A 23,175-nucleotide genomic window follows, 5' to 3' on the forward strand; every position below is an offset into this window, starting at 1 on the left:
CTCGTACAAATTTGCTCATAGTTGTTTAAATCTCACTGTTGTGTTTGATCTTTAATATTAGTTGGAAAATTTACTATAGCTGCTGGATTAGTAGTATCCTTTTGATTTTGTGATTTCAATAAATCTAATTTTGACACTAATGCAGAATACATTGTACCCATTTCTTTTTCATCCCCTAATTTAGAACAAGCTATGCCCTTTTCTTGCCATGCATCCATAAATAATGGCTCTCTATCAATTACTTTATTACAGTATTTAATCGCTTCAGAATATTTGCCAACAGCATTACAAAGACGTGCTTTATACACCATAATAGATGTGTTATCGGGTATGAGTTCATGTACTTTATTAATCGCAATTAGTGCTTTGTCCATTTTACCTTCACTTTCTAAGTGAAGAGTTTGTGATAAAGCCAACCTTATATTTAATTCCTTATTTGTTGGATCAAGATGAATAGCCCGCTCTAGATATTTTATTGACTCTGCATTTTGACCTAATTTGTACAGAGTCGATGCTTTATATCCTAAAACCTCAGTATCGTTAATATTCATTATTAATAAGTCGTTTTCGCAAGTAATAGCTTCATCATACCTTTCTAATTTAAATAGAGCTAATATTTTAAATTCAAGAATTTGTGGATTATTTTTATATTCAGGATTGTTTGCTATTTCATTACAAACTTCCAACACCTCTTCATATTTCTCTAAACCACTTAAACAACATGCTTTACTATGTAATATTAGTATATCTTGAGGAGCAAGTGTTAATGCTTCGTTTATTACGTGAAATGCTTCTTCAAATTTGTTTAATTCCATCAGGCATATTGCTTTATTTCTTAAAGAATCTGCAGAAGACGTAATAATTAAAAGTTTATCATAATATTCTAATGCTTCTTCATATCTAGCTATTTTGAAATATGCGTTTGCTTTATATTTCAAACCAAACTGCAACAAAAATTCACTACACTCCTCTGACTTTAATCCTACATCTAAATAGCTAATTGCTTCTTCATATTTGTTTAATTCAAATAAACAATGAGCCTTATCAAATACAGCTCCAATATTATTAGGTTTTAATTCTAACCTTTTATCACAATATTTTAATGCTTCTTCATACCTATTTGATCTGAAAAAACAGTTTGTCTTCTCTGCTAGGGCTCTAAGGTGTATATACTGTATATCAGCACATTGCGATATAATTCTATCAAGGATATTTATAGCGTCTACATATAGTTTCTGATCAACACATCTTTGAGCTTTTTTGATCCATGAACGCTCTTCTTTATTTAAGCACAGATCAAGGGTTTTTAGAGCATAGTTTTTACTTTTTTCTAACACATCTTTGCTTTTATTATCAGCATAGCGTTTTTTTATTGTGTCGTAGCATTTAGTATAAGTAATATGTATTAGAAATTCTAAATCATGAACCTCATTATCATGAATCTCAGCATCTACTGAGTCTAATGCTATTGCTTTTTTCCGACAATCATATGCCTTTTTAAAAAGCCCCATCTTTGTATATATACGCCCTTTGTACCACCATATATAATAAATACACGCCTCATCATGCGTTAGTTTAAGTATTTCATCGCAACATTTAAGGGCTTCTTCGTAATGTTTTCTAAATACCATATCCCCAAGCTCACCTAGAAGAATATCTAGTCTTGTCAAATCACTGTAATTATTCTCTTTCGACATAGTTTGCCATATGTTGCGTGATTGTAGGTATTCGGTGTTGTTGCCCCTATACCAATTGGCATAGGGGTAATTTATGGTCTTTAATGCAACATAACTTACATATGAGGATGACTACTCCCTGCTAGTCCTACATCATCCTCCGAGTCAAGCGACGTATCAGGACCAGTTTCGTACGAAGCATTATGCTGGGAAGAAGATGCCCCTGCACCGTAAGAAGTTGAGGCAACAGTACTTTCCTCAGTGAAACAACTTTGTAATGATTTTCCTGGAGAAACTTTGACAGCTTGAAATTTTTCCATTTGTTCAAAAACTTTATCCATACTTACTCCTTTAGTAGGAATTTTTTTATTAGCTTCTTTTATTAAATCAGTAAGTAAATTAACGTTAGATTGCACAGATTTAGGAACTACAACATTTTTACCTTCACACCTTTTGTCACCAAGCTTCCGTGCCACACCAAACATCATTGCTGCTATATCGTTACTTTGGTTTACGCCTATCCCCTGACCAAAACAAGCATATAGAGAATAAGGAGCTTCCTTACTGCCTAGAGATAAGGCCTGATAAAAATATATAGATGCCGCCCCTCCAAGACCCTCTATTTCTCCTTTTGTACCTATTCCACTTTCAAGTGCCTTTCCCCTTTCTCTATAATTATATTCTGCCATCTTATAAAATTGCTCAGCTGTGTTTAAGTCTAAGTCTTTTGACGTTTTTTTTGATTTTGCCATAATTTATACTCCTTTATTAAATTTCCCATTGAGGACTGTGTTTAGATTTGTTGTTATTGATAACTACTTTGGGTTTTTGACCCAATTGCTCTGTTGCACCCTGTTTGTTATCAACTTTTTTCTTGCTAACATCCTTGTTATTAGTTTCTAAAATTTGATGAATCTTTTTAGCTTCTTGCTGAGCTGATTTTGTTAATATTTCTTTTGGGTGAACCCCATGTATCTTACGCAATTGCTCCTCTAGTTTAGCAGTAAGTTCTTTATTACCTTGATTTTCATGTTTTTCTGCTAATTCTTGGCATTTTATGAGCTTTCTAGCCTCTTCATCTCTCTCACGATACTGTTTTGTACACTTTGCTTCTTGAACTTTAGCTAAATCATAATGATGTTCATGGTATTTTTTCTTATCAGCTAAAAGTATTCTATCCGGATGCTTCTTTGGTAGATGATTAATTTTTTCTTCAAGCTCCTCAATTTTCTTTATTTCATCAGTATGATGTTTTTGTTGTTCTTCAGCTATTCTGTTGGTTAGTGCAATATGCTGCCAACGTAATTTTTCTTCTTCTAGTTCTTCAGGTGTTCTATTTAATTTTTTCTTTGTTTCTTCATCAACATCTTCACCCTTTTCCATGGCTTTTAGGGCTTTGCCTAAATTTTCATTTCTTTCTATTTGTTGTCCAAGATGTTTCTCATGAAAAGAATCAAATTTTTTGTAGATATCTCCAACTTTTTTCTCTCTACTAACTCTTTCTTGTTCTTCCTCAGTTAGCTCTTTGTTATCTTGACCGTATGTCTCCTTGACGGTCTTAGAGTATTGGAACTCTACCTCAGCCTCCCTAACTATTAAGGCTGATTCTAATGCCCCAATATCTAAGGAAATACCTGCAAGCCCAGCTAACTGCGATAAAGCAACAATCTGCTCCTTTAACGCATTAACTGCTAGAGGAGATATATTCATATCTTTTGCAGAAATTGCAGCCATTAATTTATCATAACGTACCTGCAACTGCGTTCCTTTATCCCCATCATCAAAATCATCAGCCATTTTATATTTTACCATGCTATTAGGTTGATTTACGTTGCCATAATTTAATTAGAATCAATTCTAAAATATTAGTCAACTTATTTTTAATAAAAATTAATTATTTTTTATAATATAAACAATATCCAATATTCTACTCACATAACTATATTAGTTCTGATATTTAACATCCTTTGATCTCAGCCTATATTTTTACCAATATCTCTTTTTCCCCTTCTAATTTGTTTATAGAACCGTGATATTGTTACAACCAAGATTTATTATTTCAATTTTCTGTATTATTTTTTCTTGCTATCGTTCAATCAAATCATCAATATCCATTAGTATTAATAAATATATTAAGGTGAGTAAATGATAGGATACCAGCAAGAACAAAGAAGCCTAACGAAAGAACAAAAAGAAGCGGTTGGGTTGCTTTCGATCGGGACTTTTTTAGAATCTTTTGACTTGATGCTTTATATTCATATGGCGGTATTATTAAATGAATTGTTTTTTCCTCAAAGTGATCCACATACTACAGCAATTTACTCTGCCACAGCTTTTTGCTCTACCTTTGTTTTTCGACCGGTTGGAGCATTAATTTTTGGCTATATAGGTGATAATGTCGGACGAAAAGCAACGGTAATTGTGACAACTTTTATGATGGCCTTGGCTTGTTTTTTGATGGCTATCCTGCCAACTTATGCTGAAATAGGGCTAACTGCTACTATATTAATTACCATGTGTCGTATTCTTCAAGGTTTATCATCTTTAGGGGAAGAAACTGGAGCCGAGTTGTATCTTACTGAAATGACGAAACCACCTTTACGGTATCCAGTTGTTGCTTTAATTAATGTATTTTCTACTGTAGGTATGGTGGGTTCTTTAGGAGTTGCATCACTTGTTATGTCATTTGGTGTTAATTGGCGTTATGCTTTTTTATTTGGTATGGTAGTTGCTTTTATTGGTTCAATTGCTAGAACTGCACTACGCGAGACACCAGAATTTGCTGATGCCAAACGTAGAGTTACAACCACTTTTAATGAGTCAAATGAAAATATAGAATCTTTAAAAGGACATCCCATTTGGAAAGAAAAAGTATATTGGAAAACATATTTAGCATATTTTTTAATACAATGTGCTTGGCCGGTAATTGTATATTTTGTCTATATTTACTGCACTAATATTCTTAAAGACTCCTTTCATTACACCTCTACACAAATTATTGTTCATAATTTTATTATCTCAATAGTTCATTTGTTGTGTTCTATAGTATTAGTTTATTTAAGTTATAAAACATATCCTTTAAAAATTCTAAATAAAATATTCATGTTATTTGTTATTGTAGCTTTATGTTTACCATTTTTCTTATCAAATATGCATACTTCCTTTCACTTATTGCTAATTCAAATACTTTGTATTTGTTTCGGTCCTAAACAAACACCAGCTATACCAATTTTTCTTAAGCATTTTCCTGTTTTAAAACGTTTTACTTATAGTAGTATCACATTTGCATTATCACGGGCTTTTATGTATGTTATAGTTTCTTTTGGACTTGTTTACTTAATGGAGTTTTTTGGTAGTTATGGATTGTTTTTTATTTTAATTCCTATTTGTGTTGGGTATAAATGGGGGATAAATCATTTTAGCAGATTAGAAAAATCAATAATAGGAAGTTGAAAAGTCTTACCAAAATGTTTGGATTCAGTAAGTTTATTAGATATACATGTTTCGCGTAACGCTTGTTCTAATTTTGGTAGTTCAAAATACTGTGCAAAAAGAAAAAAAGATAGTAAAGTTTCTTCCTGACTTCCGCAGATTTTTTGATATTAGTTGTTATAAGTGGCATTAGTAAGGAGGTGAAGTGGTACTCTCGTTCTGTTGTGCCTAGTAGATATTTTATTATTGACTTTAACTGCGATGTTGTTTATTATTTAATTAATTGAATATAGCCCCATATTTTATAGCCCTAATATGTACATACGTCGTAAAAAAACTCCTAATAGTCCAAGGCAATCTATTCAAATAGTGGAAGGTTATCGTGATAGTAAAGGTAACGTCAAACAGCGTATAGTACGTCATTTAGGAGTCTTCATAGATGAAGTAGAAGAAGCTAAATTAGTTGCCCTAGCACAAGATTTGATTGCCAAGATTAAAGCTGAGAGAGAAGCTGCAATTGGGCAGAGGAATTTGTTTACTGATGATACTAACGAGGTTAAAAGAGGTCGTCCAACTAACAAGTTGTTAAAAGATATTCTACCTGTTAACGAAGTAAAACTAAATGAGGTTGTAGAAGTCAAGCGAGTTGTTGAAGGAGTGCATCAAATAGGGGGGCATGTTTATGATCAAATGCATTTTAACCAGTTACTAGCAAGGAAACGTGACGCTGGGATGCTGAAGGATTTAGTGTTAGCCCGTATGGTAAGACCAAATAGTAAAAAAGGGATAGTTGAGTATTTAAGCGATCAATTTGACAGGCATCATGATCTAGATGCTACTTATCGGATGATGGACAAATTACATGAGCAAATACCTAAAATTAAAGAATTATGCTTTAAAAACACCCTAACCCTGATTCCTAATAAAGAGATTAGCCTAGTATTTTTTGATGTCACTACACTATACTTTGAATCAGTAGAAATAGATGAGCTAAGAGCCTTTGGCTATAGTAAAGATCATCGCTTTAATACTACCCAACTAGTTCTTGCCCTAGCAACTAATGAGGATGGATTACCACTTGGCTATGAGCTGTTTAGTGGTAATACCGCAGAAGTTAGCACCTTAATTAAATCAATTAACAGCTGGCAAGCGTATCTTAAAGTTAAAGATGTCTGTTTTATTGCTGATCGTGCAATGTTTAGTAAAGCTAACTTGCAAGCTCTCGATGAAGGTGGTTATCGTTATATTGTGGCAGCAAAGCTTAAAACACTCAAGAAAGAAAAGAAAGAAGAAATATTATCAGAGGAAAACTATAAGCCTACTGTTATAGGCAATGATCTTACTTGGATTGCCGATCTAGAGCATGATGGTAAACGTCTAATTACCAGTTATAAATCTAAAAGGGCTATTAATGATGCACAGGAGCGACAAAAAATTTTAGATAAAATTAATAAGACTATTGGTGAGTCTGGTAGTACTAAAAAACTTATATCTAATAGTGGAGTAAAAAAATATACTTCTAGTGAAAATGGCAAGAGCTATATTGACGCAGAGAAGATAGAGCAGGATGCGTTGTGGGATGGCATACATGGGGTAATCACCAATGACCAAACTATAACTCCACATGAAGCAATAGCAAAATATGCTAGATTATGGGTAATTGAAGAGCAATTTAGAATCAATAAACATAATTTACAAATGCGTCCAATTTTTCACTGGACTAAACAAAGGATAGAAGCACACATAGCTGTGTGTTATATGAGTTTTGCAGTGCTTAAAACTATAGAATACAAGGTTGCTCTGACCCAAAAGATCAGTGTAACTAACATCGTTGAATTATTAATATCAGTACAGGCTTCAATCTTAAGACATACAAAGACTGGTGATCTTTATAGACTACCAAGTGCAATAAAAAACGAAGCTAGAAAAATCTATAAAACCTTTAACATCAAGCGTTCAGACCATGCTGAAATATATTTAAAATAACAAAATAATGTTGTGCCTAAATTTTAAAAATCCTAGCACTATGAGCCTTCTAAGCTTATGCCTTATTAAAAAATGCGGAAGTCGGGACGAAATGGTAAGAATAATCTTAATATTTGTGTTGGGGTTGTTGGGGGAGGAGTTTTGAATTTGACTATTAAATATCAACTGAAATAACCTGAGTTTGATAAAGACATCAGGCTATCACCATTACTATTAGTCAATTTAGGAGGATTGGTTTAGTTGCAACGCAACTAGCTGTGAGTAATTTAATTTGTGCTAGACATGTTGCTACGGCCGTTTCAGTTCGGAGGATATTTGACCCTAGACTTATTGATAAAGTATTGGGTCTTAATGAAAGCATTTGGAGTTCATTTTGTGAAAAACCACCTTCTGGACCAACAACAACTGAAAGATTTGCCGAAATATCTGATGAGTATATAGGCATGATTTTTAATAAAGTATTATTTTCATCTTCATTTTCATTGGCATATATTATAGAACTACCTAGAGTTTGTTCTAGGAAAAGACTAAGTGATACTACTGGCATAAGAATGCAGGGTATTAAACGCTCGGACTGCTCTGTAGATTCGATAATACATTTCATCAATCTTTGAGTATTAACAGTGCGAAATTGAGATCTTTCGGCGATTAGTGGAATAATTTTTGTTACCCCAAGCTGTACAGCCATATCTATGGCATCCAACATTCTATCACTTTTAATAATGGATATTCCTAAAGTAAGTTCAGGTTCAACTGTTGCTTTTCTTAAAATATTAGTAAGTCCAACATGTAAATTATTTTTTGTCATACCAGTAATTTGTGCTATAAACTCACCATCTGTGCCGTTAAAAATTCTAAAATGATCGCCAACCTTTAGTCGTAATACTGTTTTAAGGTAGTGACTATGATCTTCTGCAAAATTTAACGAATAGTTTTCAATTAGTTTGATATTGGTATATATTCTGTGAAGACGAGAAGTTTTCATAATTTTAACTCTAATGGTTAACACCTAGGCATTTTGATTTTTTCATTTACTTCAAAATATTATTTTAATAATTAAAATTATGTTTTGAGTAACAATATATTATTAAGGAAAAAACAACAATGAAAAAAAACTAACTCAAACAGAAGGAGATAATGTAGTATGAAAAGAAAATTCACAGAAATAGAAGATAACTTGTTTAAAACACTTCATAAAAAGGGTAACCCTTTAGTATTGTATAATATTTGGGATGTTGGTTCAGCACAGATTGTAGAGAAGTTCGGGGCGAAAGCATTAGCTACAAGTAGCTGGGCAGTAGCAAAATCTTATGGTTATGAAGATGGTGAGAAATTCCCACTTAAATTAGCCTTACAAAATTTAAAGAATATTATTGAAAAAGTCAAAGTACCTGTGAGTTTTGATTTTGAATCAGGATTTGCATCGAAGTTAAGTGATTTAATAGAGAATGTTGAACACGTAATTAAAACAGGGGCAATTGGTATAAATTTTGAAGATCAAATTATTGGAAAAGAAAAGGCAAGATACTCTATAGAAGAACAATGTAAACGAATTAAAGCAATTAAAGAAGCTATAAAGGAGTTATTGCCTAATATGTTCATTAATGCTAGAACGGATATCTTTCTTCAAAAAGATACATCTGAGCATAATGAACAAGACTTAAAAGAAGCTATAGAACGAAGCAAAGCTTATGCAGAAGTTGGAGCTGATGGGTTTTTTGCACCAGGCTTAGCAAATCATAATTTTATAAAACAATTATGTGAATTTTCACCTATTCCTGTCAATATAATGGTGCAAGATATAACGGCAGTAAAAAACCTTGTTGATTTAGGTGTATCTAGAATTAGTTACGGTCCTTTCCCATATATTGCAGTGATGCAAGAATTGGATAAATCTGCAACTAAAGTGTTAACATATATAGATACAAATAAAAAGACGTAATAGGAGAGGACTAGTACATATTATGGATAACAAAAAAGATACTACCATAAAAGATAAAAAAGAAAAGCCAAAGGAAATAGGTGGTTTCAAGGGTCAAGAACCCACTATCCACGGAGATTGGCAGCATAAAGGTAGGGTAACTGATTTTTAAAAAATTTATGCCAAGTTTTTATCAAATCAAAGTTCTACCATATAATGCACAAGAATTATATTACTTAGTTCTTGATGTAAAGTCATATCCTGAATTTTTGCCATGGTGTAAGGCTGCTAGAATTATCTCAGAGAGCGAGAATCAAATTATAGCTGAATTAGTAATTCAGTTGAAAGGTTTCACAGACAAATATCAATCAAAAATTATATACTCAAATGATTTAATGAAACAAAGCTATTCTATTGAAGTAGAAGCAGTTTCTGGACCATTTAAATATTTAAAAAACTTATGGCAATTTTCTAAAGAAGATACTGGTAGTAAGATAGAGTTCTTTATTGATTTTAAGATGAAATTTGCAATAGTTGACAAGTTAGTTAATATATTTTTTACTGATGCTACTGAAAAAATGGTTGATGCATTTGAAAAAAGGGCAGATACTATGTTAACTAAAATAAACTTAGCAAACTACTCTTGAAATAGGGATCAAAATAGCCTAAAAGGTTATTAAATACTATAGATTTCTGCCTTCGCGGGAATGACATCATGCGAATTAGGGATAAGAATTTGTCAATTCTTATCCCTAATTGGGGTACATCGAAAGTGTATTTAGGGTTTACATAGAAAATTTATAAAACCAAGAGTTTAATTTATGTCCTCTTTGCAATATAAACGAGTCCTGTTAAAAGTTTCTGGCGAAGCCTTAATGGGCAACAAACAATTTGGTCATGAATACTCTATAATCCTAGGAATTGCTGAAGATATAAAGGAAGCAATTGATCTTGGAATAGAAGTATGTGTGGTCGTCGGCGGTGGCAATATTTATCGTGGCACTGATGTCTTATTTGGCATGGAAAGAGCTGCCGGTGATTATATTGGCATGCTTGGCACGGTAATAAACGCACTTACTCTACAAAATATTATGGAAAGTTTGGGTATTCATACTAGAGTTCTTTCTGCAATTCCTATGATGAGCGTTTGTGAGCCTTATATACGTCGTAAAGCAAAAAAACATATAGAAAAAGGTAGAGTAGTAATTTTTGCCGGCGGTACTGGTAATCCATTTTGTACTACTGATAGTGCAGCTGTTTTAAGAGCAATTGAAATGAGCTGTGATTTATTACTAAAAGGTACTAAGGTTAATGGTGTATATGATGCAGATCCGACAAAGAACCTTAATGCAGTTAAATATTCTACTATAAGCTACACTAATCTTTTAAAAGATAATTTACAAGTTATGGATATTGCTGCTATTGCTGTGGCTAGAGAAAACAACTTGCCAATTAAGGTATTTTCCATTAAAGAGAAAGGTAATTTTGCAAAAGTACTGCAAGGAAAAGGTGAATATACAAAAATTCAAGAAGGTGAGTAAAGTATGGATAAAACAACTATACGTAAAGAATTACAATCAAAAATGGATAGTTCGATAAGGGTATTAGATCACGAACTTAAGGGACTCAGGACTAGTCGAGCTTCAGTTAACTTACTTGACCCTGTATTGGTTGAAGCATATGGAGATAAAGTACCATTGTCGCAAGTAGCAAGTCTCTCAACTCCAGATGCACGGACTATTACTGTACAGGTGTGGGATAAATCTATAGTAAAATTTGTAGAAAAAGCTATTATGGATACAAATTTGGGTCTAAACCCATCATCAGATGGACAGCTAATAAGAATCACAATACCGCTACTTACTGAAGAACGTCGCAAAGAGCTTGTTAAGTTTGCTCACAAATATGGAGAGAATACTAAAATTGCCTTGCGTAATATAAGAAGGGATGGTAATGAAGATTTAAAAAAGTTAGAAAAAAACAGTATCATAACTGAAGATGAACAACATAACCTATCAGAAGAAATCCAAAAATTAACTGATGAGTATAGTAATAAAGTAGACTTGCATGTTAAACAAAAAGAACAAGAAATACTGACTATTTAAGTCTAAAAATAGGTGTCATTCCTCAAAGAGATGCCGCCTAAATGACTTAGGTATATTTTTTCATAAAATAGCCATAAACTATTAGTGCAGACATATTTCATGCTATAATGACTATAATATTTAAGGTATATAATGATTACAAATGAAGAAGTACAAAAAATAGCAAAACTTGCTAGGTTTAATTTTACCCAAAAAGAGATAAGCAGTTTTGCCCATCAATTAACTGAGATGATGAATATGATCAACATTTTAAACGATGTAGACTGTAGTAACGTTGAACCACTTACTTCTGTTTGTGATATGCACCAAAGAATGCGAAAAGACCAAGTATTGTATGGTGACATTTCTGATGAATTATTTGCTAATGTGCCTAATGATAAGGCAGAACTTGCCAAAGAAGTAAAATGTTTTGTTGTCCCAAAAGTAGTAGAGTAAAATATGTCAGAAATTATAAAATTAACCATCACACAAGCTCTTAAAGCCTTAAAAAATAAAGAATTTTCGTGTGTTGAGCTGACTAAAGCACATATTAAAGAAATGGACAAACATAAAGAGTTAAATGCTTATATTACTGAAACTACAGATATTGCTTTAGAGCAATCTAAAATTGCTGATCAAAATTATCATAATGGAATAGCAAGACCCTTAGAAGGAATTCCTATTGCTGTAAAAGATCTTTTTTGTACAAAAGGAGTACTGACTACTGCCGCCTCAAAAATACTCAGCAACTTTGTCCCAACATATGAATCTACTGTAAGTAAAAATGTTCGAGATCATGGCACAATAATGCTTGGTAAGGCTAATATGGATGAGTTTGCCATGGGATCGGCTAATATTACTAGCTATTTTGGTAACGTTATTAGTCCTTGGAAAGCGGTAGATGCACCTACAACTCCGGTAGTCCCTGGTGGATCTTCTGGAGGCTCGTCAGCTGCTGTCAGTAGCTTTTTAGCTATGGCAGCTCTTGGAAGTGATACAGGAGGTTCTGTTCGCCAGCCCGCTAGTTATACTGGGCTTGTTGGCTTCAAACCAACATATGGTCGCTGTTCTAGATATGGTATGATTGCTTTTGCCAGTTCGCTTGACCAAGCTGGAGTACTTACAAGAACTGTTGAAGATACTGCTTTAATGCTACAAGCCATGATTGGTTTTGATGAAAAGGATTCTACTTCTATAAACTCTGAGGTACTAGAGCTAAGATCAGCATGTAATGGTAGTGCAAAAAATATGAGAATAGGTGTACCATTTGATATTATGAAACAAGATGGTATACAACCGGATATTATTAAGATGTGGCAGTATACTATTGATATTCTAAAAAATGATGGGGCAGAAATTATTGATATTTCATTACCCTATTCTAAATATGCTCTAGCTGCATATTACGTTATAGCACCTGCTGAAACCTCATCTAATTTATCTAGATATGATGGTATAAGATATGGAATCAGGGTAGGAAATGAGGGAATATCTATTGAGGAAATGTATGAAAAAACAAGGACTGCTGGCTTTGGTGCTGAAGTTAAAAGACGTATTATGATTGGTACTTATTTGCTTTCATCTGCTTTTATGGATGCTTATTACTTAAAAGCCCAAAAAATAAGACGCTTGATTTCAGATGATTTCAAGAAAGCTTTTGCACAAGTTGAAGCAATAATTTTGCCATCTGCACCATCCGAAGCTTTTAACTTAGGTGAGAAACAAGATAATCCTGTGACAATGTATTTAAACGATTTATTTACTATTCCAGCTAGTCTTGCCGGTCTTCCTTGTTGCTCTGTACCTGCTGCATTATCTTCTAGAGGTTTGCCTCTTGGCATGCAAGTAATAGGAAAAGCCCTTGATGAATATAATACTCTAAAGGTAGCAGCAGCAATTGAGCGTGGTTCAAGAGATATTAGTTTTGTATATTCTAATAAACGCTAAAGTTATCGGAGTTAATTTACCCCAATTAGGGATAAGAATTAGTTAATTTTTATCCCTAATTGGCTTTAATATAAGGAAAAATGCATTCTTAAAGCGGCTAACGCGAATGCATTTTAAACCTTTCTAAAGCTAAAAACATGATTTTAATCTTTTAAAATCATGTTTTTAGCAAAATATTAGTTTAACAATCAGATGCAGAGCCGTCTCAAACCTGATTGTTTCGATAATTTCACCGAATTTGGGATAAGAATTGACAAATTTTTATCCCGAATTCGCGTAATTTGATTATTAGAGCTTAAAATGTCCGGGTTACCGATCTTATCAATAAGTATTTTTTTGCCTTTAGTAAGTGCATTATATATTCTGCTATTTATCAACCAAAGTAGGTCAGTAAATAAGCAAGCCCAAAATAAACAAGTTTATGCGATGTATGTCGCAGTTTTAAGCTCTATCCTAACCCTAATATCTACTATTTATTTATTAGTTCAATTTGATAATACATCAAAACTTTATCAATTTGTAGAATGTTATAGTTGGATTCAATCTATAGGTCTTGAATTCCACATTGGAGTTGACGGAATTTCAATATTTTTTGTTGTTCTGACAAGCTTTTTAACCCTTATCTGTATTATAGCTAGCTTATTTACCGTCAAAAAATATATCAAAGAATTCTTATTTTGTTTTTTATTAATTGAGTCTTTTTGCATTGGGGCTTTCTGCTCAATGAATTTACTATTATTTTACTTATTTTTTGAAGTAATATTGATCCCTATGTATATAATTATAGGAATTTGGGGAGGGGAAAATAAAGTTTATGCTGCCGTAAAATTCTTCCTCTATACTTTTTTGGGGTCGGTATTTTTCTTATTGTCACTCATATATATTTATAGCCAAGTTCATAGTTTTAATATGCTTGATCTAAACGAATTAGTACCTTCATTAACATTACCGGTGCAGAAGGTTTTATGGTGGGCAATCTTTATAGCCTTCGCAGTGAAAGTTCCTATGCTGCCGTTCCATACGTGGCTTCCTGATGCACACGTACAAGCACCAACTGCTGGATCTGTCATTTTGGCTGGTATATTGTTAAAACTTGGAGCATATGGGTTTTTACGTGTATCATTACCAATGTTTCCAAATATATCAAAAGAATTTGCATTTTATGTATTAGTGCTGAGTATTTTTGCTGTAATATATGGTTCACTAGTAGCACTGACTCAAAGAGACATGAAAAAGATGATAGCTTATTCATCGATAGCTCATATGGGCTATGTGACTGGAGGAATTTTTAGCTTAACAGAAGCTGGGATTAAGGGAGCCATATATCAAATGATTAGTCATGGCACTGTGGCATCTGCTTTGTTTTTGATAATTGGTACTTTGTATGATAGATTGCATACTAAGGAGATAGACAAATATGGTGGAGTGGCAAATAAAATGCCAATACTCGCCACCTTTTTCATGATTGCCATGCTTGGCTCTATAGGTTTACCAGGCACTAGCGGTTTTATAGGAGAATTTTTAAGTTTGGTAGGTATTTATCAAGCTAATGTAGTAGCAGCTATTATAAGTAGTGTTGGCATTATTCTTGGAGCTGTTTATATGCTAAAACTTTATAAGGAAGTAATGCTAGGACAAATTACTAATAATCAGGTTATAAGTTTTAAAGATCTATATCTTTATGAGATACTTGCAATTATGCCGCTTTGTGTAGCAATAATTTATTTAGGTTTGTTACCAAATACAATTATGAACATACTGGATTTATCAACTCATAAAATCTTATCACAAATACCTTGTGTTGTAAAATAATTACTTAAATTAACTTAATTATTATTATTTTAATGATTTAACGATTTTTTTAGATATTTATAAATTAATTTTATATTATTACTTGTAAGACTCAAACAACTATGCTAGGGTTTATTAAAATCTTTCTTAACTATAGAATTAATAGGTTATACAAATGTTAAAAGACAATTTAAATTCAGAAATTATTACTAACGAATTAAATGTTGAAACAGAAAAGATTGAAGAAACAGAAGAAGAAAGAGAAAGCCGCTTGGATCGTGAAGAATCGGCTAGAAAATTAAAGGCAATTATATTTGTCGTTATCCCGCTTTTGGTCGGGTTTCTAATGTTTACTTATTTCTTTCTTAACTCAATAGAGGAGAAAAGTAAGCTTTTGAAACAAGAACAGTCAAATCAACAGCTAGATCGACAGACTGATCAAAATACCCCAACAAAAACCAAGTAAACCCTAAGTTCACATGCTTTGCTTAGTATAGGAGTATTATATCCTAGTTCAACATTCCATGTGGTGTAGGGGCTGCCTCATAGTACCCTACATTTTTCTATAATCGTCATAGCAAGGCTCTTTAGATGCCGTAGCGATCTAGGTAAACAGCGAAGCTGTTTTTTTAGAGTAACGCTTCGCGTATCTTGGATTGCCGCGTCGCCGCTTTCAGCGTCTCCTCGCTAATAGACGATCAGTAGCCATTTTAATAGTGGTTATATAAAAAATGTATGGTACTATAGGGCTGCCTTTGCAATCAAGGTTTTATTACGTGTATACTCGAATGATTTGGAGAATTGGATTTATCTCAATGCGATATAAAAATTAACAATTCTTATATCGAATTGACTATACCCCGCAAGTATTTGCAAAAACCAATTCTTCAAAGCAGAAGAGTATGTTCCCCATGGAAGCTATTTTTTCTATATTTACATTGACAAGTTCTTCATTATTTCTCAACTTAACTTGACTATGCCTGCTGACCTAATAACGGTGATTCAAATGGTATCTCATAATATATATGCTCGTCTATTCCTAATAATGGCTCTGCTGAATTCTCAGTACTAGATATATTAATAAGATTTATTGTTGGCGAGAGTGTTGTCGTATTTAGATTAGGTGATTTAATATCTTGCTTTGTTATTATATGTGTTGTCTTTATTACAGGAAGAAGTTCATCATTTTGATGTGAAAATATTTTACCAAGTGCGGACATAATCATCTCAATGGTTGAGTTTTCTTGCTGACCAATAAAACTGCTAGCACTCTTAATTTTTTTTATAGCATATATTGTGATTGCTATTAGTGTGGTTACTGCTATTCCTGTTCCAACTATAGCTAATGGTATAGAAGAGCTTGTTGATTCTTCGGTGTTATTATCTTCAGTATGAGTAGCTGGAGTAGTAGTTGTTGTACTTCTACAACCATGAGGAATATCTCTATTAGCAAACAGGCTATGTATAGTAGAACCTTGAATTTGTTGCATTAACCAATTGCCCCAGGCACCAATACACTCAAACTGTTGAATAGTGTTGTCATCTTTGACTATAGTAACTGCAACATTATTACCCTGATGATTATGAGTTATAACTGGCATTGATCTACAATGATCTCTAATATAAGAATCTACTATATTCAGAGCATTAAGTGTATTGCAATGAAATACTACACATACTGAGTCAGAAGAATCACATTTTATTAGTAATATTTTATCTATATGATAAGGAGTTGTAGTAGATGCTACACTTGTAGGCTGTACAGTTGTAGTAGGCTGTACACTATTAGTAGCATGACAACTCTGCATATTCTTAATTATAGTCCGACCTATCTCTTGTTGTATTGAGACACAACTCTTGTCATCACTTATAGCATCTTCCGTTCTATGTATTAGTTCTAAGAGCCAATCTCCCCAATGGGTACCACAATTATATGTTGTAGCAGAACTCTGCTGGATTGTAGTAAGCGATGCTCCTGCCTTAATATTATAGGATATTTTGTAGTTATCATAATAGACTATAATATCACTATCTGAAGGTATATGTTTTTGTTTATGAGGGAAGCAATCTTGGACTCTCTGATACATTGCGGTATGGTTATTAAGTTCTTCCTCAGCCCATTTCACTGTACCTGAATCGCAAGATGATATTTCATATTTTGAACTGTTAGGGTTGCATATAATAACAAAGGGTGTATCCTGTGCTGCTGCAGGATCTGCACTATCACTTAGCCATTTTTTGAACTTTGATACATCAAAGTATGGTTTTAAGTGTGTAGCTACACATTGTAGTTCTTCTTTATTTTTCCGACATTCCAAAAAGTTTCTTATTGTTCCTGGTGTATATTCTTGATAATACTTTATTATAACGGGTCCTATTGTATATCGTCCAATAGAGTTCTCTAGAACTTGATCGTCATTATAATTTTGCAATGCCTTGTTATCAAAAAGAGAGCGAGCTGAATTAATCAAATGTTTAGAATTGTCATTATTACGTTGAACAAATGCTGCAATTCCTTCAGATAATAACGTCCTTATCCCTTTACCATCAGTGTTATAATATTGAATGGCATGAGCTACTTCATGTACCACAACACTACCATCATACTCTTCTGGTGTTCCTATTATAGCTGTCATTGCACATCGTATAATATTGGGATTTTCTAGATCGTTACCTCCAGGCATATACTGTCCCGCTATGTATCCATGAGGAGCATCCCACTTGGTAAGAGTACATTTGTGTTCCATTTCAGATGGTATTATTCCAATTGTGCTGTCAAATATTGCAATAGATTCACGAATACTGGCCTTAACCTTTAATATCTGATCAGCAGTAAAGCCTTTGAGAGTTAAGCTCATGTTTAAAGGATGCTTTATCTGAAAATATGGAGTGTTATCGTCAGATATTTTTGCATCCATGGTTCTAAATAATTCTGGGACAAAATGTTTCTCTATAGGTACTGTTTTAGATTCTAGTTTTTCTGTAAAATACGGATCAATTTTTTCTTGCTCAAGTAAATCAAAAGGTGTTTTAGTGTTAAATGAGTCTAAAATATCATTATTATCGTAAGTTACGAATGATGTGCCATTTGCATCTATTTCATTAGTATTTCTGAAACCATAAACAGAGTTAATACCACTCACCAAAGGAGAGAGCCAAATAAGAAGATTAGATAAATTCATGTAAAACCTCAAGTTTAATGTGTTAATAATTTAGATTGTGTATATTATTTTCTTTGAAGAATTTGTTTGATAAAACTTCGGGATATTGGTCACGGTTCTTCCGTACCTTTACCTCTTGTTTTAAAAGAGTTATTAAGGAAGGCTATCACTTACTGTTTTAAATAAGGAGTTTGTCTTGTTTTTTATTATGTATGATATATATACTTGTTGATTAGTTAATAGAATATTTAGAATACCTCTATTCTGCTTTTGTGTTGAGAACAATAAATCTACTGTTGTTATTTTAACTTTTATATATTTGTTATGGATATTTATGGTATTTAGGCTCAATGGTGTATTAGCATTCTTTATATTTACATTATCTTTTGTCATTAGATAATTTGTTAGATTTATGTTGTTTGTTTCTACAGATTTTAGCATATATACTCTATTTTTACGATAAACCGTTTAATACGGTTTTTATTGCTGCAGCAACATATACTACATTCTCACTTTATGCAAGCAGTTATTTGAAAATTTTTGTAAACATTCATAATGGCATCGTCAAGTTAAGCTAAAAAATAATTTGGATTGTATAATAGATAGTATATATTTATAGAATGGTTTCATAATAATCACGTAATCTATTACTTATATTTATGTACATCAATAAACCTCCAAAGAGACATCGTTTTCCAGTTAGTATTATCAATCATGCAGTATGGTTATATCATAGGTTCAATAACAGTTATCGTGATATTCAGGAACATATGGTCTATCATGGGATTATACTAAGTCATGAAACAGTGAGGTTTTGGTGTTATAAGTTTGTACCTAATTTCCAATATGTAATAAGAAAAAGAGGTTTATGCAACAAACAAATAAGTTAATCTTTAATTACAAAAAAACATCTCATATACCATGCATATTTAATAATCAGTCATTTATTGTAATTCGGTCATTTAAAAGGAGTAATGAGGACTATTTTGTAATAGTTAATATTAATACTCTAGAAATTAAGATAGTCGCTCAGAACTTATGTGCTTACCGTAAGAGTGATCAAGATGGAAGATATTTCTCATTAAAGGAACTTGAATCTTCTGTATACTATAGATCATTGTATTATTTTAATAATATAAAAGATAGTAGAGAGAATCAAGGCCTCAAGAATATTCCAGGAGTCAAAGGATGTTTTTTATCCATAGATATGTGTCCATCAATAAAAATGTTAGAACATAATTTATTTGATGCAATTTTAAAAACTGCTAAAAGAAGTCAAGAAATAAACCTATTAATAGCTGTAAGTGGTTTATGGATAGCAACTCATCTAGAAGACTTTATGTGGTTACAAACTCTTCCAACCCAAAATATAAAAATCACGTGGGTTAATCATAGTTTTAGTCATATTTTCTACCCTGATAAAGATTTTACAGACAATTTTTTATTACTGCCAAATACTGATATAGAAAATGAAATATTACAAACCGAACACTTGCTAATTGAAATGGGCGAATTACCATCTCTATTTTTTAGATTTCCTGGGTTAGTAGCCAGTCAAGAAATATTAGATATATTAACTTCTTATGGGCTAATACAATTAGGTGCAAGTGCGTGGATACATAGGCTTCCTGAACATGAAACAGTTAAAGATGGTGACATAGTACTAATCCATGGAAATGGTAATGAAGATAAAGTAGCCCTAGATAAATTGATTAAATTAGTTCAATCAGATCAGTTTTTATGGAAAAATTTACAAAAAGAACTATGTTTGAGTAATACCATTTCCCAAAACTAAATTGCTACTCGGAGTACGAGTATCGAACACCGGAACGTACAACTAGTACGTGAGGAGCGGAGATTATGAAGTACAACGACATGATGATTAGTTTTCGGAAATGGTATAATAGACTTCTTTCGAAACTCGCTTATGCTGAGGGATTTGAAGGAGACGCGGAACCTCGACCCGCAGCGTACTCTAATGTACGTGAGGATTCGAGTACCGCATCGACGTACAAATCACCAGCAGAAGTAGAGTTTCGAAAGAAGTCTAATATACTGCTATGATTTCAAGAGATAAAGTAGCTTACTAGAATACTCCCGTTTGATATATCCGAAAAAATTACTACTAGTCTTGAATGGCTCAGCCTAGTGGATGATTTTAGAACCAAAAGTGACATAAGAATTGTTATAAACCAATCCTTATCATACATTTGTATAGATGTATCAATTTAATAATCTTTGGGAGAATCTTGCCTGAATAATTTTAAAGTGTAGATTGCAATATGCTTTTGACCCCTTTTGAAAAAAATTGTAATGTGACTAGAGTCCTAACCTAGTCACACTAAAACCTAATTAAGATATAAGAACCTAGACACAGAGCAAGGATTTACAGTAGAGGCAAGAGTATATATTATTCATCCTTATATACTCCCCACAATACTGTTTTAGGTAGCCATCCAGTATAATTCTTGCAGCACACCTGACAATAATCTTGTTTGCATTTATTAAGTAGGCAACGGACATAATTACTTACTTTTGCAACAATTTTATGTTGATCATTAGCTGCTCGAGTCAGAGCTACTAACTTGGAACTTACCACAATTACCGATCTTTTACCGGACAATACACTTGAATGTACCCAGCCTCCTTCTCCTTTTATATCACGAATTTGCCTCCATTGTTCATATTCTGCAATAATTTCTATTGGTTCACCTTTTTTAACAAATACCCATTCTATAGGTGTTTTTATCGAAGGACCAACTCTAGCATTTACCTCATTAGCCTTTATTGAGGCAAATCTAGGTATCGGCAATTTCTGATTATCAGCTGTCGTTAGTAAAGGTGTAATGGTCAAGATTATAATCAAAATATATGACTGTTGCTTTAGTAACTTGATTGCCATGGTTATTTTTAATCATTCTCTTCTAATTCACGCAAAGCATCATCTCGTTTAGCTATTACATAATTACCTGATCTAAATTGTCCTTTGATACGATTTATTTCATATTCACTAAGGCCAATAAATTTTAAAATTGTTCCACCAAGCTGTAACCCTGTCTCATAATTTTCTGGTATGATTGTTGTTGCTCCAGCATCATAAAATTCTCTAGCCTTTTCTAGATTCTTTAATCTTACAATAACTTCAAGATCTGGAAAATGACTTGAAATTGTTCGAAGAGATTTTTTGATAGTAACACTATTATTCATTGTAAGTACTAGAGTTAAAATCCTTTCTGCTCCCACAGCTTTTAGCGTATCAATCTGTGATACATCTCCTTTAAAAACTGGAAAGCCATTAGCTGTTTCTGCTTTTACAATCTCGTCATTAACATCTAGTGCTATATAATTGATTCCTTCAGCTTCCAGTACTAATGCTACCATTCTACCAACGCTACCAAAACCGGCAATTATTATATGATTTGTTAAATCTCTTGCTCCAAGTTCTATAATTTGTATTGGAGTCTTGCCAAGTTGTTTATCAAGTCTTTCAGCAAGTTTTCTTCCTAAAATTGCCAGTAATGGAGTTAGTGCCATAGTACATGTCACCACTAATAACAGAACATTAGCCGTACTCTCTCTAATAACCTGAGTTTCTTTACCAAGACCGAATAAGATAAAAGCAAATTCTCCACCTTGTGATAATAATAAACCTGCATGCAAGGCTACTCCTTTATTAAAACCAAATAAAATGCAAGAGGCGGCAATAATTAGTGCTTTTACTACAATCAAGGCAATAGAACAAGTTAGTATAGTTGATATTTGAGCGTATATTTCTTGAGCGTCAATATTCATTCCAACGCTCATAAAAAATAGTCCTAGCAATAAGCTTTTGAAAGGGTATATACTTTCTTCAGCTTGCAACCGAAATTCTGTTTCTGCAACCAAAACACCTGCAACAAAAGCTCCTAAAGCAAGTGATAAACCAAAATATTGCGTGGCCCAAGCTGCAGATAGAACTACCAATAGAGTCATGGAAATTGGTAGCTCGTTTATATCGCCATTGTCCGATGAAATTAACCCAAATAAAGGTCTTAGTAACACTCTACCTGCAACAAATATTGCAAGTAGTGCTATGATAGCCTTAAGTAAAGCTGTTCCTAGAGCTATCGCTAACGAATCTTTACTATTGCTAGCAAACAGTGGTACCATAACTAGCAATGGCACAACTGCTAAATCTTGTAATAACAAGATAGCTAGGGATATACGACCTAGTTGAGTTGATTGGCTACGGCTTTCCTCAATAACTTGCATAACAAGGGCAGTTGAGGATAAAGCAAGACCACCTCCAATAATAATTGCAGCACTACTATTACCGCTGATTAGTACAACAGCGGCAGCAATTACTATAGCTGTAGTTAACACTTGTAGTGAGCCAAGACCAAATACATACCGCCTCATTACCTTTAATCTTTCAAAAGATAATTCTAAACCTATAGCAAAAAGTAAAAAAACTACTCCTAATTCTCCTAGTAATTTTGTTTGATCATATGTTACAATCTTAAATCCATGGTCTCCAATTACCGCTCCTGCAATTAAATAACCCAAAACTGGGCTTAGATTAAGGCGTTTCAGTATTGCTACAACAAATACAGCTGTTCCTATTAAAATTATAATATTGATAAGAATATGCTCTTCCATTTACACCTTTTCCCTAGAAGTATTAATACATTATTTTTTAAATACACTAAGTAGTTTTCAGTAAAAAATCTAATATTTTTAATTTATTTTTTGCTCCACATCTCTTCCAACTTAAAATATTCTCTAGTTTCTGGATAGAAAATATTAACTAATATATTTCCAGCATCTATTAATACCCATTCAGATGTTCCAAGTCCTTCAATATTAGTATCGATATTAGCTTGATGTTTTAACTCTAAAGCTAAATATTCAGCAATTGCTCCAACATTTTTAGTTGAACGCCCGCTTGCAAAAATAATATATTCAGCTAATGTAGTTTTTTGTCTTATATCTATTACTATTATATCTTCTGCTTTTTTTTCTTCTAAACATTTAACCACAAACTCTTTCAATAGTTCAGTATTTTCTATCATAATTATCTCCAATTACGCGAATTTGGGATAAGAATTTATCAATTCTTATCCCAAATTCGGTGAAATTATGGAAACAATCAGATTTGAGACGGCTCTGCATCTGATTGTTAAATTAATATTTTGCTA

22 protein-coding genes and 1 pseudogene are annotated in these 23,175 nt (G+C 32.8%); 14 read left to right on the top strand and 9 right to left on the bottom strand.

Translation table 11 applies throughout. The features are described from left to right. Nucleotides 1-32: 32 nt before the first annotated feature. The 3 genes from AAGD45_RS02455 to AAGD45_RS02465 all read right to left on the bottom strand — a co-directional run bounded on the left by AAGD45_RS02455 (nucleotide 33) and on the right by AAGD45_RS02465 (nucleotide 3,488). Entirely contained in the window at nucleotides 33-1,697 is a 1,665-nt protein-coding gene (locus AAGD45_RS02455) for a CDC27 family protein (RefSeq protein ID WP_341761851.1), read from the bottom strand. 95 nt (nucleotides 1,698-1,792) lie between these two features. Further along, complete coding sequence (locus AAGD45_RS02460; protein ID WP_341761852.1) at nucleotides 1,793-2,428, bottom strand: hypothetical protein; 636 nt, start codon at nucleotides 2,426-2,428, stop codon at nucleotides 1,793-1,795. Nucleotides 2,429-2,444: 16 nt separating this feature from the next. Beyond that, on the bottom strand, nucleotides 2,445-3,488 hold the full coding sequence (locus AAGD45_RS02465; protein WP_341761853.1) for a hypothetical protein: 1,044 nt from the start codon (nucleotides 3,486-3,488) through the stop codon (nucleotides 2,445-2,447). Nucleotides 3,489-3,821: 333 nt separating this feature from the next. Between AAGD45_RS02465 and AAGD45_RS02470 the strand changes: the two genes are divergently transcribed. Both AAGD45_RS02470 and AAGD45_RS02475 read left to right on the top strand, forming a co-directional pair. Further along, a complete protein-coding gene (locus AAGD45_RS02470) occupies nucleotides 3,822-5,129 on the top strand; it encodes an MFS transporter (protein WP_341761854.1) in 1,308 nt (435 codons plus the stop codon). Between the two features lie 294 nt (nucleotides 5,130-5,423). After that, nucleotides 5,424-7,094 (top strand): IS1634 family transposase, encoded by a 1,671-nt coding sequence (locus tag AAGD45_RS02475; RefSeq protein WP_341760830.1) that lies wholly within the window; start codon nucleotides 5,424-5,426, stop codon nucleotides 7,092-7,094. Between the two features lie 217 nt (nucleotides 7,095-7,311). Here AAGD45_RS02475 and AAGD45_RS02480 read toward each other — a convergent pair whose 3' ends face one another. Next, nucleotides 7,312-8,079, bottom strand: a complete 768-nt coding sequence (locus tag AAGD45_RS02480) for a 16S rRNA (uracil(1498)-N(3))-methyltransferase (protein ID WP_341761855.1) — start codon at nucleotides 8,077-8,079, stop codon at nucleotides 7,312-7,314. Nucleotides 8,080-8,238: 159 nt separating this feature from the next. Between AAGD45_RS02480 and AAGD45_RS02485 the strand changes: the two genes are divergently transcribed. The 9 genes and pseudogenes from AAGD45_RS02485 to AAGD45_RS02525 all read left to right on the top strand — a co-directional run bounded on the left by AAGD45_RS02485 (nucleotide 8,239) and on the right by AAGD45_RS02525 (nucleotide 15,303). After that, nucleotides 8,239-9,036, top strand: coding sequence for an isocitrate lyase/phosphoenolpyruvate mutase family protein (locus AAGD45_RS02485; protein WP_341761856.1), 798 nt, complete (start codon nucleotides 8,239-8,241; stop codon nucleotides 9,034-9,036). Between the two features lie 64 nt (nucleotides 9,037-9,100). Beyond that, nucleotides 9,101-9,187: pseudogene (locus AAGD45_RS02490) on the top strand (DUF1674 domain-containing protein); the annotation flags it as partial. A 7-nt stretch (nucleotides 9,188-9,194) separates the two neighbouring features. Further along, nucleotides 9,195-9,662: a type II toxin-antitoxin system RatA family toxin gene (locus tag AAGD45_RS02495; RefSeq protein ID WP_341761857.1), complete on the top strand. Its 468-nt coding sequence runs from the start codon at nucleotides 9,195-9,197 to the stop codon at nucleotides 9,660-9,662. Nucleotides 9,663-9,836: 174 nt separating this feature from the next. After that, on the top strand, nucleotides 9,837-10,556 hold the full coding sequence (gene pyrH, locus AAGD45_RS02500) for a UMP kinase (protein WP_341761858.1): 720 nt from the start codon (nucleotides 9,837-9,839) through the stop codon (nucleotides 10,554-10,556). Nucleotides 10,557-10,559: 3 nt separating this feature from the next. Continuing rightward, nucleotides 10,560-11,120: a ribosome recycling factor gene (frr, locus tag AAGD45_RS02505; protein ID WP_341761859.1), complete on the top strand. Its 561-nt coding sequence runs from the start codon at nucleotides 10,560-10,562 to the stop codon at nucleotides 11,118-11,120. A 132-nt stretch (nucleotides 11,121-11,252) separates the two neighbouring features. Then, complete coding sequence (gene gatC / locus AAGD45_RS02510) at nucleotides 11,253-11,555, top strand: Asp-tRNA(Asn)/Glu-tRNA(Gln) amidotransferase subunit GatC (protein ID WP_341751542.1); 303 nt, start codon at nucleotides 11,253-11,255, stop codon at nucleotides 11,553-11,555. Between the two features lie 3 nt (nucleotides 11,556-11,558). After that, nucleotides 11,559-13,046 (top strand): Asp-tRNA(Asn)/Glu-tRNA(Gln) amidotransferase subunit GatA, encoded by a 1,488-nt coding sequence (gene gatA, locus AAGD45_RS02515; protein WP_341761860.1) that lies wholly within the window; start codon nucleotides 11,559-11,561, stop codon nucleotides 13,044-13,046. A 300-nt stretch (nucleotides 13,047-13,346) separates the two neighbouring features. Then, on the top strand, nucleotides 13,347-14,858 hold the full coding sequence (locus AAGD45_RS02520) for an NADH-quinone oxidoreductase subunit M (RefSeq protein ID WP_341761861.1): 1,512 nt from the start codon (nucleotides 13,347-13,349) through the stop codon (nucleotides 14,856-14,858). 154 nt (nucleotides 14,859-15,012) lie between these two features. Further along, nucleotides 15,013-15,303, top strand: coding sequence for a hypothetical protein (locus tag AAGD45_RS02525; RefSeq protein WP_341761862.1), 291 nt, complete (start codon nucleotides 15,013-15,015; stop codon nucleotides 15,301-15,303). Nucleotides 15,304-15,811: 508 nt separating this feature from the next. Here AAGD45_RS02525 and AAGD45_RS02530 read toward each other — a convergent pair. Beyond that, nucleotides 15,812-18,019, bottom strand: coding sequence for a hypothetical protein (locus AAGD45_RS02530; RefSeq protein ID WP_341761863.1), 2,208 nt, complete (start codon nucleotides 18,017-18,019; stop codon nucleotides 15,812-15,814). Between the two features lie 132 nt (nucleotides 18,020-18,151). Continuing rightward, nucleotides 18,152-18,439, bottom strand: coding sequence for a hypothetical protein (locus tag AAGD45_RS02535; RefSeq protein WP_341761864.1), 288 nt, complete (start codon nucleotides 18,437-18,439; stop codon nucleotides 18,152-18,154). Nucleotides 18,440-18,657: 218 nt separating this feature from the next. Here AAGD45_RS02535 and AAGD45_RS02540 point away from each other — a divergent pair, with 218 nt between their 5' ends. From AAGD45_RS02540 to AAGD45_RS02550, 3 genes are all read left to right on the top strand, one after another. Further along, the gene (locus AAGD45_RS02540; protein ID WP_410521070.1) at nucleotides 18,658-18,888 is read left to right on the top strand and encodes a hypothetical protein; all 231 of its coding nucleotides are present in this window, start codon (nucleotides 18,658-18,660) and stop codon (nucleotides 18,886-18,888) included. Next, nucleotides 18,867-19,793 (top strand): hypothetical protein, encoded by a 927-nt coding sequence (locus tag AAGD45_RS02545; protein WP_341761865.1) that lies wholly within the window; start codon nucleotides 18,867-18,869, stop codon nucleotides 19,791-19,793. Before AAGD45_RS02540 ends, AAGD45_RS02545 begins: the two co-directional genes overlap by 22 nt. Before the next feature lie 65 nt (nucleotides 19,794-19,858). Continuing rightward, nucleotides 19,859-20,062: a palindromic element RPE1 domain-containing protein gene (locus tag AAGD45_RS02550; RefSeq protein WP_341761866.1), complete on the top strand. Its 204-nt coding sequence runs from the start codon at nucleotides 19,859-19,861 to the stop codon at nucleotides 20,060-20,062. 346 nt (nucleotides 20,063-20,408) lie between these two features. On the opposite strand, the gene AAGD45_RS02555 is transcribed toward AAGD45_RS02550, so the two are convergent. From AAGD45_RS02555 to rsfS, 3 genes are all read right to left on the bottom strand, one after another. Further along, the gene (locus AAGD45_RS02555; protein ID WP_341761867.1) at nucleotides 20,409-20,900 is read right to left on the bottom strand and encodes an SH3 domain-containing protein; all 492 of its coding nucleotides are present in this window, start codon (nucleotides 20,898-20,900) and stop codon (nucleotides 20,409-20,411) included. 8 nt (nucleotides 20,901-20,908) lie between these two features. Continuing rightward, nucleotides 20,909-22,636, bottom strand: coding sequence for a cation:proton antiporter (locus AAGD45_RS02560; RefSeq protein ID WP_341761868.1), 1,728 nt, complete (start codon nucleotides 22,634-22,636; stop codon nucleotides 20,909-20,911). 83 nt (nucleotides 22,637-22,719) lie between these two features. Then, nucleotides 22,720-23,049, bottom strand: a complete 330-nt coding sequence (gene rsfS / locus AAGD45_RS02565) for a ribosome silencing factor (RefSeq protein WP_341761869.1) — start codon at nucleotides 23,047-23,049, stop codon at nucleotides 22,720-22,722. Between the last annotated feature and the right edge of the window lie 126 nt (nucleotides 23,050-23,175).

The organism is Candidatus Tisiphia endosymbiont of Thecophora atra (assembly GCF_964026395.1).
Classification (GTDB): domain Bacteria; phylum Pseudomonadota; class Alphaproteobacteria; order Rickettsiales; family Rickettsiaceae; genus Tisiphia.